Annotated in this window: 13 protein-coding genes and 1 tRNA gene; 5 read left to right on the top strand and 9 right to left on the bottom strand. The window is 70.2% G+C overall.

Going from position 1 to position 14,998, the window contains the following annotated elements; genetic code table 11:
* Positions 1-23 precede the first annotated feature (23 nt).
* From STARVERO_RS11435 to STARVERO_RS11465, 7 genes are all read right to left on the bottom strand, one after another.
* Complete coding sequence (locus STARVERO_RS11435) at positions 24-554, bottom strand: gamma carbonic anhydrase family protein (RefSeq protein WP_159598930.1); 531 nt, start codon at positions 552-554, stop codon at positions 24-26.
* A 6-nt stretch (positions 555-560) separates the two neighbouring features.
* Positions 561-773 (bottom strand): DUF3126 family protein, encoded by a 213-nt coding sequence (locus STARVERO_RS11440; RefSeq protein ID WP_159598931.1) that lies wholly within the window; start codon positions 771-773, stop codon positions 561-563.
* Between the two features lie 93 nt (positions 774-866).
* Positions 867-1,718 carry a serine O-acetyltransferase gene (cysE, locus tag STARVERO_RS11445; protein WP_144342756.1) on the bottom strand — a complete coding sequence of 284 codons (852 nt, stop codon included), beginning with the start codon at positions 1,716-1,718 and terminating at the stop codon, positions 867-869.
* Between the two features lie 277 nt (positions 1,719-1,995).
* Positions 1,996-2,748, bottom strand: a complete 753-nt coding sequence (locus tag STARVERO_RS11450) for an alpha/beta fold hydrolase (RefSeq protein WP_159598932.1) — start codon at positions 2,746-2,748, stop codon at positions 1,996-1,998.
* A 71-nt stretch (positions 2,749-2,819) separates the two neighbouring features.
* Positions 2,820-3,692 carry a DMT family transporter gene (locus tag STARVERO_RS11455; RefSeq protein ID WP_159598933.1) on the bottom strand — a complete coding sequence of 291 codons (873 nt, stop codon included), beginning with the start codon at positions 3,690-3,692 and terminating at the stop codon, positions 2,820-2,822.
* 317 nt (positions 3,693-4,009) lie between these two features.
* Positions 4,010-4,375, bottom strand: coding sequence for a DUF4087 domain-containing protein (locus tag STARVERO_RS11460; RefSeq protein WP_144342753.1), 366 nt, complete (start codon positions 4,373-4,375; stop codon positions 4,010-4,012).
* Between the two features lie 18 nt (positions 4,376-4,393).
* Complete coding sequence (locus STARVERO_RS11465; RefSeq protein ID WP_159598934.1) at positions 4,394-5,380, bottom strand: hypothetical protein; 987 nt, start codon at positions 5,378-5,380, stop codon at positions 4,394-4,396.
* Positions 5,381-5,729: 349 nt separating this feature from the next.
* Here STARVERO_RS11465 and STARVERO_RS11470 point away from each other — a divergent pair, with 349 nt between their 5' ends.
* The 3 genes from STARVERO_RS11470 to STARVERO_RS11480 all read left to right on the top strand — a co-directional run bounded on the left by STARVERO_RS11470 (position 5,730) and on the right by STARVERO_RS11480 (position 8,221).
* A complete protein-coding gene (locus tag STARVERO_RS11470; protein ID WP_144342751.1) occupies positions 5,730-5,978 on the top strand; it encodes a zinc-finger domain-containing protein in 249 nt (82 codons plus the stop codon).
* Positions 5,979-5,993: 15 nt separating this feature from the next.
* Entirely contained in the window at positions 5,994-7,163 is a 1,170-nt protein-coding gene (locus STARVERO_RS11475; RefSeq protein ID WP_159598935.1) for an FAD-dependent monooxygenase, read from the top strand.
* Between the two features lie 158 nt (positions 7,164-7,321).
* Positions 7,322-8,221: a DMT family transporter gene (locus STARVERO_RS11480; RefSeq protein ID WP_159598936.1), complete on the top strand. Its 900-nt coding sequence runs from the start codon at positions 7,322-7,324 to the stop codon at positions 8,219-8,221.
* A gap of 225 nt (positions 8,222-8,446) precedes the next feature.
* Here STARVERO_RS11480 and STARVERO_RS11485 read toward each other — a convergent pair whose 3' ends face one another.
* Entirely contained in the window at positions 8,447-9,475 is a 1,029-nt protein-coding gene (locus STARVERO_RS11485) for an LLM class flavin-dependent oxidoreductase (protein WP_159598937.1), read from the bottom strand.
* A gap of 293 nt (positions 9,476-9,768) precedes the next feature.
* Here STARVERO_RS11485 and putA point away from each other — a divergent pair, with 293 nt between their 5' ends.
* Together putA and STARVERO_RS11495 are read left to right on the top strand one after the other, a co-directional pair.
* Entirely contained in the window at positions 9,769-13,593 is a 3,825-nt protein-coding gene (gene putA / locus STARVERO_RS11490; protein WP_159598938.1) for a trifunctional transcriptional regulator/proline dehydrogenase/L-glutamate gamma-semialdehyde dehydrogenase, read from the top strand.
* A 171-nt stretch (positions 13,594-13,764) separates the two neighbouring features.
* Positions 13,765-14,880, top strand: coding sequence for a linear amide C-N hydrolase (locus tag STARVERO_RS11495; RefSeq protein WP_159598939.1), 1,116 nt, complete (start codon positions 13,765-13,767; stop codon positions 14,878-14,880).
* A 28-nt stretch (positions 14,881-14,908) separates the two neighbouring features.
* Here the strand turns inward: STARVERO_RS11495 and STARVERO_RS11500 are convergent.
* Positions 14,909-14,995: transfer RNA gene (locus STARVERO_RS11500), tRNA-Leu, on the bottom strand.
* Positions 14,996-14,998 lie beyond the last annotated feature (3 nt).

Raw genomic sequence — 14,998 nt, forward strand, 5'->3', positions numbered from 1 at the left:
GGCTGGCGGCGAGGGCAAAGCCCTCAGTCGATCCGGCTGAGCCCCGCCGAGAAGCGCCGCCAGTTGCGCACATAATGCGCGGCGGTGCCGTGGATGCGCTGCTCCATCGCCTCGTCGAGGGTGCGAATGGCCTTGGCCGGCGCCCCGACGATCAGCGAATTGTCGGGGAATTCCTTGCCCTCGGTCACCAGCGCGCCGGCGCCGACCAGGCAGTTGCGGCCGATCTTCGCGCCGTTGAGCACCGTGGCGCCCATGCCGATCAGGCTGTTGGCGCCGATCGTGCAGCCGTGCAGCATCGCCTTGTGGCCGATCGTGCAGTCCTCCCCGATGGTCATCGGGAAGCCGGGATCGGTGTGCAGCACGCAGTTTTCCTGGATGTTCACCCGCGCGCCGATGGCGATGCGCTCATTGTCGCCGCGGATGACCGAACCGAACCACACGCTCGCCTCGTCGCCGAGTTGCACGTTGCCGATCACCTCCGCGCTGGGGGCGATCCAGTAGCGGCCGAGCGCCGGCAGGTCCGGCGCCACGCCGTCGAGCGCGTAGACGGTCATCCCGGCTCAGTCCTCGAGGTCGGTGTCGAGGATGGCCATCTGGAAATTGTAGGAGAGGTCGCCGTCTTCCTTGTCCTCGAAGAGGACGCCGATGAACTCGTCGCCGAGATAGACCTCGGCCGAATCCTTCTTCTTCGGCCGCGCGACGACCCGCAGCTGCGCGTTGCTGAACAGGCGCCGCATATAGGTCTGGACGCGCTCGAGATCCTTCTTTTCCAAAGTCCGTGCTCCCGCAATGGATCGAGTTGGGCGGCAGGCTTGCCACGCCCGGCGCGCCGGCGCAACCGCCACGGCGCGCGACGCACGGTCTGTTCAGATGGCTTCGCCGAGGAAGGGCAGGTCGTCGAACATCTGGTCCATGCTGCGCGAGGGCTCGGCGCAGCCCGCCTGGCCCACCACCTTGGCCGGCACGCCGGCGACCGTGGTGCCGGGCGGCACCGGCTTCAGCACGACCGAGCCGGCGGCCACGCGGGCGCAGCGGCCCACCTCGATGTTGCCGAGCACCTTGGCCCCCGCCCCGAGCAGCACGCCGCTGCGGATCTTCGGGTGGCGGTCACCATGCTCCTTGCCGGTGCCGCCGAGGGTCACGCCCTGCAGCACCGAGACGTTGTCCTCGATCACCGCCGTCTCGCCGACGACGATGCCGGTGGCGTGGTCGAAGAAGATGCCCCGCCCGAACGGAGCCGCCGGGTTGATGTCCACCTGGTTCACCGCCGAGGAGCGGCTCTGCAGGTAGAGCGCGAAGTCCTTGCGGCCCTTCCGCCACAGCCAGTGCGCCAGGCGGTGCGTCTGGATGGCGTGGAAGCCCTTGTAGTAGAGCACCGGCTCGATGGCCCGCTCGGTGGCGGGGTCGCGGTCGCACACGGCGAGAATGTCGGCGCGGATGGCGACGCCGAGTTCGGCATCGTCGGCCAGCGCCTCGTCATAGGCGTGGCGGATCAGCTCCGCCGGCACGTCGGCATGGTCGAGCCGCTGGGCGATGCGGTGCGCCACGGCGCCTTCCAGCGTCGCGTGGTAGAGCACGGTCGAAAAGATGAAGCTGGCGAGCGCCGGCTCGCGCGTCGTGATCTCCTCGGCCTCGCGGCGGATGCGCGACCAGACCGGATCGACCTTGTCGAGCGCGCGGGTGGGCGCCTCGACGCGATGCAGTGCATTCTGTGCCATTTTCTTCCCTCGCCGTCCGCCTGTCGGCGCCGGCCGGATACCCGAGTTGAGGTCAGCCTAACACAGCGAAACGGGTGATCCTACGCTGCCTCCGTTGCACTTCTGCATAGAAGGCGAGTCCCCGCCATTACCACCGGGCGGCGGGTCGGAAGCGCGAAGCCGGCCCCGCTCCTTCGCGAACGGCGCCCGTCTCCGGCTTCCCGCACCGCTTCCCTCCCGCACTGCGGAAGCGAAAGACGTCACGCATCCTTGCATCCGCGCCGACTAAACCGCCCGCTCACGGCCTTTCCTCGAGGAAGGCCAGCGCCGCCTGTTTGAACGCCTTGTCGCCCACCGCCAGCATGTGGTCGCGATCGGGAATGTCCACCGCCTGCGCGCCGGGGATCAGCGCCGCGAGCGGGCGCGCCGCCCCGGCGATGGGGTCGCGCGTGCCCACGGCGATCAGCGTCGGCACCGCGATCCGGCTCACCTCCTCCCGGCTCAGCGTCCGCCGGGAGCCGACGATGCAGGAGGCCAGCGCCTCGCGGTCGCTCTTGGTCTGGTCGGCGAAGGCGCGGAACATGCGCCCCGTCGGGTCGCTCACATCCTCGAGGCTCGGCGCGCGCAGCGCGTCGGCGATGGAGATCGGCAGCCCCGCCCCTTCCACCAGATGGATGCCGATGCCGCCGAGGATCAGCGAGCGCACCCGTTCCGGCGCCGTCAGCGCCGCGCAGGCGCCGATGCGCCCGCCCATCGAGTAGCCCATCACGTCGGCGCGCTGGAGGCCGAGATGGTCCATCAGCGCGATCACGTCCCGCGCCATCAGCCAGGGGTCGTAGAGTTCGGGCTGGTAGAGCTTGGACGAGGCGCCGTGGCCGCGATTGTCGAAGGCGATCGCCCGCCGCCCGGCGCGGGTCAGCGTCGACACCCAACCGGGGCCGACCCAGTTGATCTCCTTGGTGGAGCCGAAGCCGTGCACCAGCACGATGGGCTCGCCCTCCCCCTCGTCGAGATAGGCGAACTCGATTCCATCGTGCGAGAAGGTCGGCATGGCGCGCTCCGTTATGGCGGCCGCACGCTAATCGGCCCGCCCCGCGCTGCCAAGCCAGCGCGCGACGGCTTTCATGTGGTGGACAGGAGGACGACGCCCGCGATCAGCACGCCGCACCCCGCCAGCCGCCACGGGCCGACGGCTTCGCGCAGGATCAGCATCCCCATCAGCGCGCCCACCATCATCGACATCTCCCGCATCGGCGCCACGAGGGTGAGCGGAGCCCCCTCCATCAAGGCGGCGAGCACGAGAATGTAGGACAGGGGCGAGAGCAGCCCGACCGCCGCCGCGAGCCACCAGAAGCCCCGCATGCGCGCGAGCGCCCGGCGCGGGTTCATCACGACGAGGGGCAGCAGCAGGAAGAGGCGCAGCAGGTTGGAAAACCAGTCGAGGACGACGGGCGCGACGCCCAGCGCCTTCACCGCATAGGCGTCGACCACCGTATAGGAGGCGATGAGACCGCCCGTCGCCGTGCCCCAGCAGACCCCCGCCTGCCCTCCCGGACGCCGGAAGGCCGACAGCTCCCCGCGCGTCGCGATGAGGCCGATCCCGGCGACCACCAGCAGGAGCCCCGCCATCCCCTGTCCCGTCGGCGCCTCGCCGAGGATGAGGATGGCGCCGATCGTCGACAGCATCGGGCCCGTGCCGCGCGCGACGGGGTAGACGACGGAAAGGTCCGCCACCTGATAGCCCCGCTGGAGGCAGAGGCTGTAGGCCAGATGGATCAGGCCGCTGAGAAGGACGAACCCGGCGCCTTCCGCCGTCCATGCGATTGAGCCCTGGGCGAGAAGATACAGCACCCACGGCGCATAGGCGGCGCAGGCCACGAGGTTGTAGGCGAACACGAAAACCGGACCGACCGGAGCGGCCCGCTTGGCGAGCAGGTTCCAGGTCGCGTGGATGAAGGAGGCAAGGACGACGAGAAGCAGCGAGGCAAGCGTCATTGAGATCCCCTGAGGCGCCCTGTGCGCCGGTTGATCTCGACGTCTCCTCCCCTGGGTTTTTGCCCCTTGGGTGCAGCCGCGGAACGCCCGCGGTCTCTGCAACGCTCGGTCCAGCGGCGGCGAAGCGCCCGGAACCCTAGTTGCCACTCGGTCGATAAGGTGAGGCTAGAGCATTTTCGAGCGAAGTGGGCAACGGTTCGCGTGAAGAAAATGCGCCAACTCGAAGATCTGGAGCGTTTCAATGCTTCCGCTAAACCGTGAAACGCTCGAGGTGGCGAAAGCCGCGCGATCAAGAGCGGCGCGTATCGAGCCCGCCGCTAGTCCGGCTTCTTCAGCGCCTTGTCGCCCCGGCAGCGCGCCAGCGGCAGGATCTTGCCGGAATAGATGCGGGTGATGTTCTGCTCGGCCTTGTCGGTGTCGACGCTCAGGCAGGCGCAGCCATAGCCGTAGCCGTTGGGCTGAAGCTTCACATATTCCTTGGTGTCGAAGGCCGGCGCGTGGTCCTCGAAGCCCTCGGCCTCCATCCCGCCCTGCGAGCGCATCCACCAGTTGCCGTCGCGGTCGGTCAGGTACCAGTTGCCCGGCGTCGGGTTCACATACCAGCCGCAGCGGTTCTCCGCCGCGCCGGCAGGCGCCGCGAGAGCCAGCATCAGGATCGACAGGGTCAGGGCCGCGCCGCGCATTCCTCGCCTCCTCCGGCGTCACGCCGGCAGGAACGGGGACCGGCGAGGCTTCTTCTTCCACAACGGACGCAGCGTCGCCACCACCATCGCATTGAAGGAAGAAACGAGGCCGAACAGATTCAGCACCGCCGCCATCACCCAGAAGGCGAGCTTGGCCATGGCCTCGGTGACGAACAGCGCGCCGCGCCCCAGCGTCTTCACCACCGCCAGCGTCTGCCCGCCCTTCACCTCGGCGAGCCGGCGCAGGCGCGCCGCACCCGCCGCGTCGTCCACATGCCGCAGCCCGGCGAAGGTCGCGCGCGTGCCGGCCCGCGTGCCCGCCGTGCCGAGATCGGACACCAGCCGCGCCGCGGCCGCCTTGCTGCCGCCCTTCAGCGTCGTCGCCAGATGGCCGGCAAGGCGCCCGCCCATCACGCCGGCGCGCCGCGCGCCCTTCAGCACGGAAAGGCCGGCCCGCAGCGTCAGCGGCGTGCCGAAGGCGGCATAGGTCGCGCCGGTGGCCACGATGCCGGCGCCCGCGAGGTTGACCATCAGGCGGTCCACCGGCTCGCCGCTCGCCCAGTGCCAGGCTTCGCGGCCGAGATCGCGCACGTCGCCCCACACGGTCAGGTCGCCCGCGGTGGCGCCCGCGAGGCCGGCCAGGTCTTCCGCCTCGCCCGTGAGGAACCCCTGCCCGAAGCGCCCGGCGCCGCGCACGAAGGTCGCTCCCGGCGCGTTCGCCAGCGCCGCCCGCGCCCGCCGCTCGGCGGAGACGGGGATGCCGCGCGCCTGCGCCAGCTCGACGAAGCTCGCCGCCATCTCCCCGTCGCCCTCGGCAAGGGCGGCGTCGACCTCCTGCGCCACCCGCTCCGGCGTCAGCACGCCCGCGAGCTGCAGGTCGGCGATCCCGGCCGCGTCGTCGCGGGCGGTGACGAGGGCAAGTGCCTCCCGGCCCATCGGCACGACCCAATGGGCGGCGCCGGCGAAGGCGAGGAGGAAACCGGCGGCGGCGAGGAAGCGGCGCATGGAGGCTGAAGACCTTGGAAGCGGAACGGTCGTGCGTCCTTCGAGGCTCGCGAAGCCTGTCCTCGGGCTTGCCAGAGGCAAGACCCGTGGGCTCGCACCTCAGCATGACGAAAACCGAGCTCGTCATGCTGAGGTGCCGGCCGAAAGCCGGCCTCGAAGCACGCAGCCGGTAATCCATCCTTCCCATGCCTCACCAATATGGCGAAGCGATGGGCGACATCCCGTTGCGTCATACGTCTCTTTACGGGTGCGACCCGCCGCCCCGGCCCGATGCGCGCGTCGCCCCTTGGACCCGGCGGCGCCTGCCGCTATGTTCCGGCCGATTGCAACACGAGCGCAGGCGGACATCATGGCGGGCCACGTCGTTCCCCACTTCCACAATTCGGCGGGCGTGCCGAGCATCTCCATCGGCGCCCGGGAATTCATGTGCGTCGGCGCCTTGCCGCCCTACGACCATCCGCATGTCTTCCTCGACATGGGCTCGGACAGCGAGATCATCTGCCCGTACTGCTCCACCCTCTACAAATACGACTCGCACCTGCACGGCACCGAATCGAACCCGCCGGGCGCCCTGTACGAGACGCCGGTCGCCGCCTGACCCGGCGGGCATGCCGTGGCCGCACGCCACATCGCGATCGCCGGTGCCGGCATAGGCGGGCTCACCGCCGCGCTGGCGCTCGCCCGCGCGGGCTTCGCGGTCACGCTGCTTGAGCGCGCGCCGGCGCTGGAAGAGGCCGGCGCGGGCGTCCAGCTCGCCGCCAACGCCACGCGCTGCCTGCAATCGCTCGGCGTCTACGAGCGCGTCGCCGAGCACGCCGTCTTCCCGCAGTCCTTTGAGGTGATGGACGGCCGGCGCGGCGCGCGCCTCACCGGCGCGCCGATGGGCGCGCAAGCCGAGGCGCGCTTCGGCGGCCCCTTCCTCGTCATCCATCGCGCCGATCTGCAGGCCGCCCTGCTCGCCGCCGTGCGCGAGACCCCCGCCATCACCCTCCGCCTCGGCCACGCGGTCGAGAGCTTCGAGGCCGAAGGCGACGGCGTCACCGTCCATCTCGCCGACGACGCCCCCCTCCATGCCGCCGCCCTCATCGGAGCCGACGGCTTGCGCTCCATGGTGCGGCTCGCGCTGCACCCGGAAGCGAAGCCCTCCTTCCGCCACCGCGCCGCCTGGCGCGCCACCGTGCCGGCGCAGGCCCTGCCCGCGCACCTCGCCGTGCCGGCCACGCGGCTCTGGCTCGGGCCCGGCGCGCATCTCGTCTCCTATCCCGTGCAGGCGGGCCGCGCGGTCAACCTCGTCGCCGTCACGCCGGACGCGCGCGAGGCCCATGGCTGGAGCCTTGAGGGCGCCCCCGGCGAGCTCCTGTCCCATTATCCCGACTGGAGCGCCGACGCCCGCGCCCTGCTCGCCGCGCCGGAACGCTGGCTGCGCTGGGCGCTGTTCGATCTCGATCCCCTGCCCGTCTGGGGCGCCGGCCCGGTGACGCTGCTCGGCGACGCCGCCCACGCCATGCCGCCCTTCCTCGCGCAGGGCGCCGCGCAGGCCATCGAGGACGCCGTGGTGTTGGCCGACTGCCTCGACGATGCCGGCGACATCCCCGCCGCGCTGCGCCGCTACGAGGCCCTGCGCCAGCCGCGCACCGCCCGCGTGCAGCGCGCCGCGCGCGGCATGGACCGCATCTATCACCTCGCGGGCCCCGCCCGCCTCGCCCGCGATCTCGTCATGCGCGCGCGCTCCGGCAACGCGGTGCTGGAACGCTATCGCTGGATCTATGACTGGCGCCCGTAAGCCCGTCCCCAGGATCGATTTTCCTCATACCCCCTATGAAAACATCTCGTTTTCCGATCCATCGGGCCTCCGTTAGGGTGCGCGCAATCAACGATTGGAGATGAGCGATGCCACCCGCATCGAGCGCGTCGGCGCCCGCCGCCGCGGCGCGCCGCCTTATGCCCCGTCATGTCCCCCTGCCGCTGCTGGTGGCGCTGTTCTGCGTGCTGTGGTCGTCCGCCTTCGCCGGCGCCAAGCTGGCGCTGGCCGACTGCCCGCCGCTGATCCTGCTCGCCGTCCGGCTCCTTCTGGCCGGCACCCTCATGCTGGCCCTCGCCCCTCTGTGGGACGGCGGCGAACGGCGCCGGGGCCTGCCGCCGGTCGGCCGGCGCGACCTCGTCGTTCTCGCCCTCATCGGCATCCTCAACAACGCCGTCTATCTCGGCCTCAACTGGACGGCGCTCACCTTCACGTCCTCCGCCTATACGGCGGTGCTGACGAGCTGCCTGCCGCTGCTGGTCGCGCTGGTTGCCGGCCCGCTGCTCGGCGAGCGGATGAACCCGCGCAAATGGGCGGGCATCGCGCTCGGCCTGCTCGGCGTGGTCATCGTGCTGCGCTCGCGCCTCGTCGGCGCGCATGAGAGCGTCACCGGCACGCTGCTCATCGCCGGCGGCGTCACCGCGCTGGCGGCGGGCACGCTGGGCTTCAAATATTTCGCGCCGCGCGGCGGCATCTGGAGCGGCAACGCCATCCAGTGTCTGGCGGGCGGCATCGTGCTCGTCCCCGTGGCCCTCGCCACGGAGAGCCTGGCCGACATCCATGTCACCGCCAATCTGCTCGTCGGCTTCGCCTTTCTGGTGGTCGGCGTGTCGATCGGCGGCTACGGGCTCTGGTACTATCTGCTGACCCGCTCCAGCGCGACGGCGGCGTCCAGCCTGCACTTCCTCATGCCGCCGCTCGGCCTGTTCTTCGGCTGGCTGCTGCTGGGCGAGAGCGTGCCGCCGCTGGATTTCCTCGGCATCGCCCCCATCGCGCTCGGCATCTGGCTGGTGACGCGACCGGCGCGGGGAGCGGCGTAGCCGACGCAATCCTGTTCCCCGGACAAGCTGCACGCAGTGCGGCGCCGATCCGGGGTCCAGCGCAGGAATCCGCGAAGCGGCCTGCCTTCCCGAAGCCGATCCAGCACCGCCCCGCCCCGCACACGACGTCATGCCCGGCCTTGTGCCGGGCATCCACGTCTTCGGGCGGACGGAAGGAGCCGTCGTGGACGGCCGGGCCGCGCCCGGCCATGACGGCGTTCGGGTCTACGCCTCCACCGGCGCCGCCTGCAGCGCCTTCAGCAGCTCATAGGAGCGCTTCTTCGCCGCGAGGTCGGGAATGGCGGTAGTGATCATCAGCTCGTCCGCCAGCGTCGTGTCGAGGAAGCGCTCCAGCCCCTCCGCCACCTTCGCGGGCCCGCCGACCAGCACCCGGTCGCGGTTGCGGCGGATGAAGGCGCGGTCGACCTCGGTGTAGGGATAGGCGGCCGCCTCTTCCGGCGAGGGGATCGGATCGTGATGCCCCCGCGCGCGCCGCAGATGCGCGAGGTCGACGCTGCCGGCGAGCCATTCGGCCTCCTCGTCGGTCGGCGCGCACACCACCGCCAGCGCCAGGATGGCGTGCGGCTGGGCGAGCCGTTCCGAGGGCTGGAAGGCCGAGCGATAGGTCAGCATGGCGTCGAGCACGTCATGGTCGGCGAAATGATGCGCGAAGGCGAAGCCGACGCCGATCTGCGCCGAGAGCCGGGCGCTATAGCCGGAGGAACCCAGCAGCCAGATCGGCGGCAGCCGCACGTCCACCGGCATGACCTTGATGTTGCGGAACGGGTGGTCCGCCGGCCAGTCGCCGCTGTCCCACAGCATCAGTTCGCGCAGCCGGTCGAGGAAGTCGTCGCTGGGCGCGATGTCCTGTCGGCGGCGCAGCGCATGGGCGGTGAGCTGGTCGGTGCCGGGCGCCCGGCCGAGGCCGAGGTCCACGCGGTCGGGGTAGAGCCCCTCCAGCACCTTGAAGCGCTCCGCCACCATCAGCGGCGCATGGTTGGGCAGCATCACCCCGCCCGAGCCGACGCGGATGCGCTCCGTCGCGGCGAGGATCTGCCCGGACATCACGTCCGGCGCGCCGGAGGCGACGGACGGCAGGTTGTGATGCTCGGCCACCCAGAACCGGGTGTAGCCGAGCGCATCGACATGGCGCGCCAGCTCGATGGTGCTGCGCAGCGCCTCCGGTCCCGTGCCGTCGGCGGCGACGAAGGACAGGTCGAGGACGGAAAGGGGTGTTCGCGCGAGACGGGTCATCGCCGTCACGTAGGCATGCCCCCGCCCCCTGCCAAGGAGTATCCTTTTTGTGACCGCCGCTGCCGCTCCGGGACGCCCGGCACGTGCCACGCAGCACCACCCCACGTAGCACCACCGCATCTCGCCCGGATGCGACCGCGCAAATGCTACTCAACGCTACTTAATGCTACGCAAAACGCTACTCCAAAAACGACACCATAATACCTCCCGAAGCGGTTGCACCTTTTCTCCCGTGAGGTTACACCTCTGACGTCAGCTTTGGCCTTCCGGCGGCAGTTTCAGGGGAACGCGACATGTCTCAGACCACCATGGGCGTGAAGATCGACGACGAGTTCCGCGCCCGGCTGAAAGCCGCCGCCGAGCGGGAAGGTTGCACCCCTCATGCACTGGTCAAGCACGCCATCGCCACCGCCGTGGAGCGTGCCGAGCAGGGCTTGCCACCGGTCGCCGCCATCGGCGCAACCGAGACCCTGCCGCTCCCCGACACCGAGAGCCCCTTCCTGCCCTTCGCCCGCGGCGTCCAGCCCCAGGGCGTGCTGCGCGCGCGCATCACCGGCGCCTACCGCATGCCGGAAACCGATTGCGTGCCGCTGCTGCTCGGCCCGGCCACCCTGCCCGACCCCAGGGCGGAGGCCGCCCGCGAGCGCGCCCGCACGCTGGTCGAGGCGCTGCGCGCCAAGGGCCAGAAGGGCCCGGTGGAAGGGCTCATCCATGAATATTCGCTGTCCTCGCAGGAAGGCGTGGCGCTGATGTGCCTCGCCGAGGCGCTGCTGCGCATCCCCGACCGCGCCACCCGCGACGCGCTGATCCGCGACAAGATCGGCCATGGCGACTGGCACGCCCATGTCGGCCAGAGCCCCTCGCTCTTCGTCAACGCCGCCACCTGGGGCCTCGTGCTCACCGGCAAGCTGACCTCCACCTCCAGCGAGGCCGGCCTCTCCGGCGCCCTCACCCGCCTCATCGGGCGCGGCGGCGAGCCTCTGATCCGCAAGGGCGTGGACGTCGCCATGCGGATGATGGGCGAGCAGTTCGTCACCGGCCAGACCATCTCCGAGGCGCTGGCCAATTCCCGCCGGCTGGAGGCGAAGGGCTTCCGCTATTCCTTCGACATGCTCGGCGAGGCCGCCACCACCGAGGCCGACGCTCAGCGCTATTTCGCCGATTACGAGCAGGCCATCCACGCCATCGGCAAGGCGTCGGCCGGGCGCGGCATCTATGAAGGGCCGGGCATCTCGATCAAGCTCTCGGCCCTGCATCCGCGCTACAGCCGCGCGCAATATTCCCGCGTCGTCAATGAGTTGCTGCCGCGCGTTGTCGCGCTGGCGAAGCTCGCGCGGCAATACGACATCGGCCTCAACATCGACGCCGAGGAAGCCGACCGGCTTGAGATCTCGCTCGACCTCCTGGAATCGCTTTGTTTCGACGAGGGCCTAAGCGGCTGGAACGGCATCGGTTTCGTCGTTCAGGCCTATCAGAAGCGCTGCCCTTATGTGATCGATTACCTCATCGACCTCGCGCGCCGCTCGAACCACCGGCTGATGGTGCGTCTGGTGAAGGGCGCCTATTGGGACAGCGAGATCAAGCGCGCCCAGCTCGACGGGCTGGAAGGCTTCCCGGTCTACACCCGCAAGATCCACACCGACATTTCCTATCTCGCCTGCGCGCGCAAGCTGCTGTCGGCGCCGGATGCGGTGTTCCCGCAATTCGCCACCCACAACGCCCAGACGCTCGCCACCGTCATGGAGATGGCCGGCGCCAACTATTACGCCGGGCAGTACGAGTTCCAGTGCCTGCACGGCATGGGCGAGCCGCTCTATGAGGAAGTGGTCGGCCGCGAGAAGCTCGGCCGTCCCTGCCGCATCTACGCGCCCGTCGGCACCCACGAGACGCTGCTTGCCTATCTCGTGCGGCGCCTGCTGGAGAACGGCGCCAACTCCTCCTTCGTCAACCGCATCGCCGACGAGAACGTCCCCGTCGACGAGTTGATCGAGAGCCCGGTCGAGGCCGCCCGCCGCATCGAGCCGCTCGGCGCGCCGCATCCGCGCATCGCCGCCCCGGCCGACCTCTTCGGCGAGCAGCGGCGCAATTCGGCGGGGCTGGACCTCTCCAACGAACAGCGCCTCGCCTCGCTCGCCGCCGCCCTCCTCGCCGGCAGCGCCGCCCCGCTCAAGGCGACGCCGCTGCTGGGCGACGGCCCGGTCGCCGGCATCGCCCGCCCGGTCCTCAACCCGGCCGACCATCGCGATCAGGTGGGCGTGGTCGAGGAAGCCACCCCCGAGATCGTCGCCCGCGCCATGGAGATCGCGCAGGGCGCGGCGCCGATCTGGCAGTCCACCCCGCCGGCCGAGCGCGCTGCCTGCCTGTTCCGCGCCGCCGAGCTGATGGAGGCCCGGCTGCCGACGCTGATCGGCATCATCGTGCGCGAGGCCGGCAAGTCCTTCCCCAACGCCATCGGCGAAGTGCGCGAGGCGGTCGACTTCCTGCGCTATTACGGCGCGCAGGTGCGCGACGGCTTTTCCAACGACACCCACCGCCCGCTCGGCCCGGTGGTCTGCATCAGCCCGTGGAATTTCCCGCTGGCCATCTTCGCCGGCCAGGTCGCGGCGGCGCTCGCCGCCGGCAATGCGGTGCTGGCCAAGCCGGCCGAGGAGACGCCGCTCATCGCCTTCGCGGCGGTCGAGATCCTGCGCGAGGCCGGCGTGCCGCCGGGCGCGGTGCAGCTCGTTCCCGGCGCCGGCGAGGTCGGTGCGGCGCTCGTGGGTGACACCCGCACGCGCGGCGTCATGTTCACCGGTTCCACCGAGGTGGCACGCCTCATCCAGCGCCAGCTCGCCGGCCGCCTGAACCCGGACGGCAGCGTCATCCCGCTCATCGCCGAGACCGGCGGCCAGAATGCGATGATCGTCGATTCCTCCGCCCTAGCCGAACAGGTCGTGGCCGATGTTTTGTCCTCGGCCTTCGACTCCGCCGGCCAGCGCTGCTCGGCGCTGCGTATCCTCTGCCTGCAGGAGGATGTCGCCGACCGCATGCTGGAAATGCTGCACGGCGCGCTGAAGGAGCTGTCCGTGGGCAACCCGGTGCAACTTTCCACGGATATCGGCCCCGTCATCACCGCCGAGGCGAAGGCGAACATCGAGGCGCATGTCGAGCGCCTGCGCGAGGCCGGGCGCCGCGTCGAGCAGCTCGCCCTTGGCGACGAGGCGCGCCACGGCACCTTCGTGCCGCCGACGCTGATCGAGATCGACGACATCGCCGAGCTCAAGCGCGAGGTCTTCGGCCCGGTGCTGCATGTGGTGCGCTACCGGCGCGACGACCTCGACACGCTGATCGACGCCGTCAACGCCACCGGCTACGGCCTCACCTTCGGCCTGCACACCCGCATCGACGAGACCATCGCCCATGTCGGCGGGCGCATCGAGGTGGGCAACGTCTACATCAACCGCAACGTCATCGGCGCGGTGGTCGGCGTGCAGCCCTTCGGCGGTCACGGCCTCTCCGGCACCGGGCCGAAGGCCGGCGGGCCGCTTTATCTCCATCGCCTGCTGGCGGTCCGCCCCGCCGCCGGCCTGCCGGAGACGCAGGTGCCGGATGCGGCGCGGCTCTGGGTGGACTTCCAGTCCGATCCGGACACCCGCGCCCTCTGCGGCGCCGTGCTCGACGCCTCGCCCTTCGGCCACAAGGCGGAGTTGCCCGGCCCAGTCGGCGAACGCAATATCTATGCGCTCGCCCCGCGCGGCACCGTGCTCTGCCTCGCCGCCACCGAGCGCGGCCTCGCCGTCCAGATCGCCTCGGCGCTCGCCACCGGCAACCGCGTGCTGCTGGAAGGCTCGTTCCTCCCGCCCCTGCCCAAGGGGATGGAGGATCGGGTAAGCATGGTGGAGGACTACGGCCCGGCAGCGTTCAACGCCGTGCTGTTCGAGGGCGACGGCGACGCGCTGCGCCAGCTCAACGAGAGCATCGCCACGCGCGAGGGGCCGATCGTCCTGGTCCACGGCCTCGCGCCCGATGCCGTCGCGCGCGGCGAGCAGTACCCTCTCGACCTGCTGATGCTGGAGCGCTCCACCAGCACGAACACCGCCGCCGCCGGCGGCAATGCCAGCCTGATGACCATCGGCTGATCGAAAGGCCGGGGAGGCTCCCGCCTCTCCGGCGCTTCAGCGCCCATTGCCACGATCCGACCTTTTCGACCTGCGGCAGGTGTGCGACCTAACAAAAGGTACCCGCTGCGGGATTCGGCATCGCCTGCCGCGCCCGGCCAGCTTCTTTCCGGGTCGTGGAGGAATGACGGGATGTGCACATCGCTCAGCTATCGCGACAAGGCGGGCAAGGTCTATTTCGGCCGGACGCTCGAGCTGACGATCGATCTTCCCTACCAGATGACCTATCTGCCGGCGGGTTTCTCCACCACCTCCGAGATCGCCGGCCATGCGCCGCTGACCTACGCCGCGCGCTACGGGGTACTGGCGGTCACCATGCCGATCCGCATTCCGACGCCGCAGGCGCCGCTCGCCATCTCCGACCTGAAGGTGCTCGAGGGCATCAACGATCAGGGACTGACCTTCAGCCTCCTCTCCTACCCCACGGCGGCCGGCAAGCAGAAGTCGGTGGCGATGACGCAGGCCGTGCTCTCGGCCTCCGACCTCGGCACGTGGAGCCTCGGGCAGTTCGCCACCGTGGCCGAAGTAAAGGCGGCGCTGGCTGCCCAGCCGATCCTACTGGCGCCGCTCGCCATCCTCGGCGGGGTGGAGTCACCCTTCCATTACGTCGTGCACGATGCCTCGGGCGCCGCGCTCGTCATCGAATTCGACGGCGGACAGATGACGGTCTACGACAATCCGGTCGGCGTGATGACGAACGGCCCGGCTTTCGGCTGGCACCTGACCAATCTCGACAACTACACCTTCCTCAGCAACGTCGACAAAGCAAGCGCCAGCTTCGGCGGTTACAAGGCGGTGCAGCCTGACTCCGGCATCGCCACCGCCGGCCTGCCGGCGTCGAACACCTCCGTCGGCCGCTTTGTCCGCGCCGCCTATTACGCGCAGTACACCGAGAAGGCCGATACGCCCGACCTCGCGGTGCGCACCCTCGCCCATGTCATGAACAATTTCGACCGGCCGCGCGGCGTCAGCATCGATTATCCGGAGGCCGGCGGCGGGCATCTCGAGGTGAAGGGCCTCGACCAGCCCGGCGGCGCGGCCTACGCGACCGAATTCACGTGCTGGACGAGCCTGTCGGACCTCGACCGCAAGGTCTTCTTCCTGCGCGATTACCGCAGCCTGAACTTCACCCGCTTCGATCTCGCCGCCCTGGCGGCGCTGAAGGAGCCGAAGGTGCTCCCCGTCTCCCGCCTCGCCGAGATGCCGGACGCGACCGAAGCGCTCAAGAACGTGCCGGTCGCCGCCTGACGGCGGCTCGTGGCCGACAGGAAAGGAATGGTGCGGACGACGGGACTCGAACCCGTAAGCCTTTAAGGGCGCAAGATTTTAAGTCTCGTGCGTCTACCAGTTTCGCCACGTCCGCCCC

Source organism: Starkeya nomas (assembly GCF_902703545.1).
Lineage (GTDB): Bacteria > Pseudomonadota > Alphaproteobacteria > Rhizobiales > Xanthobacteraceae > Ancylobacter > Ancylobacter moscoviensis.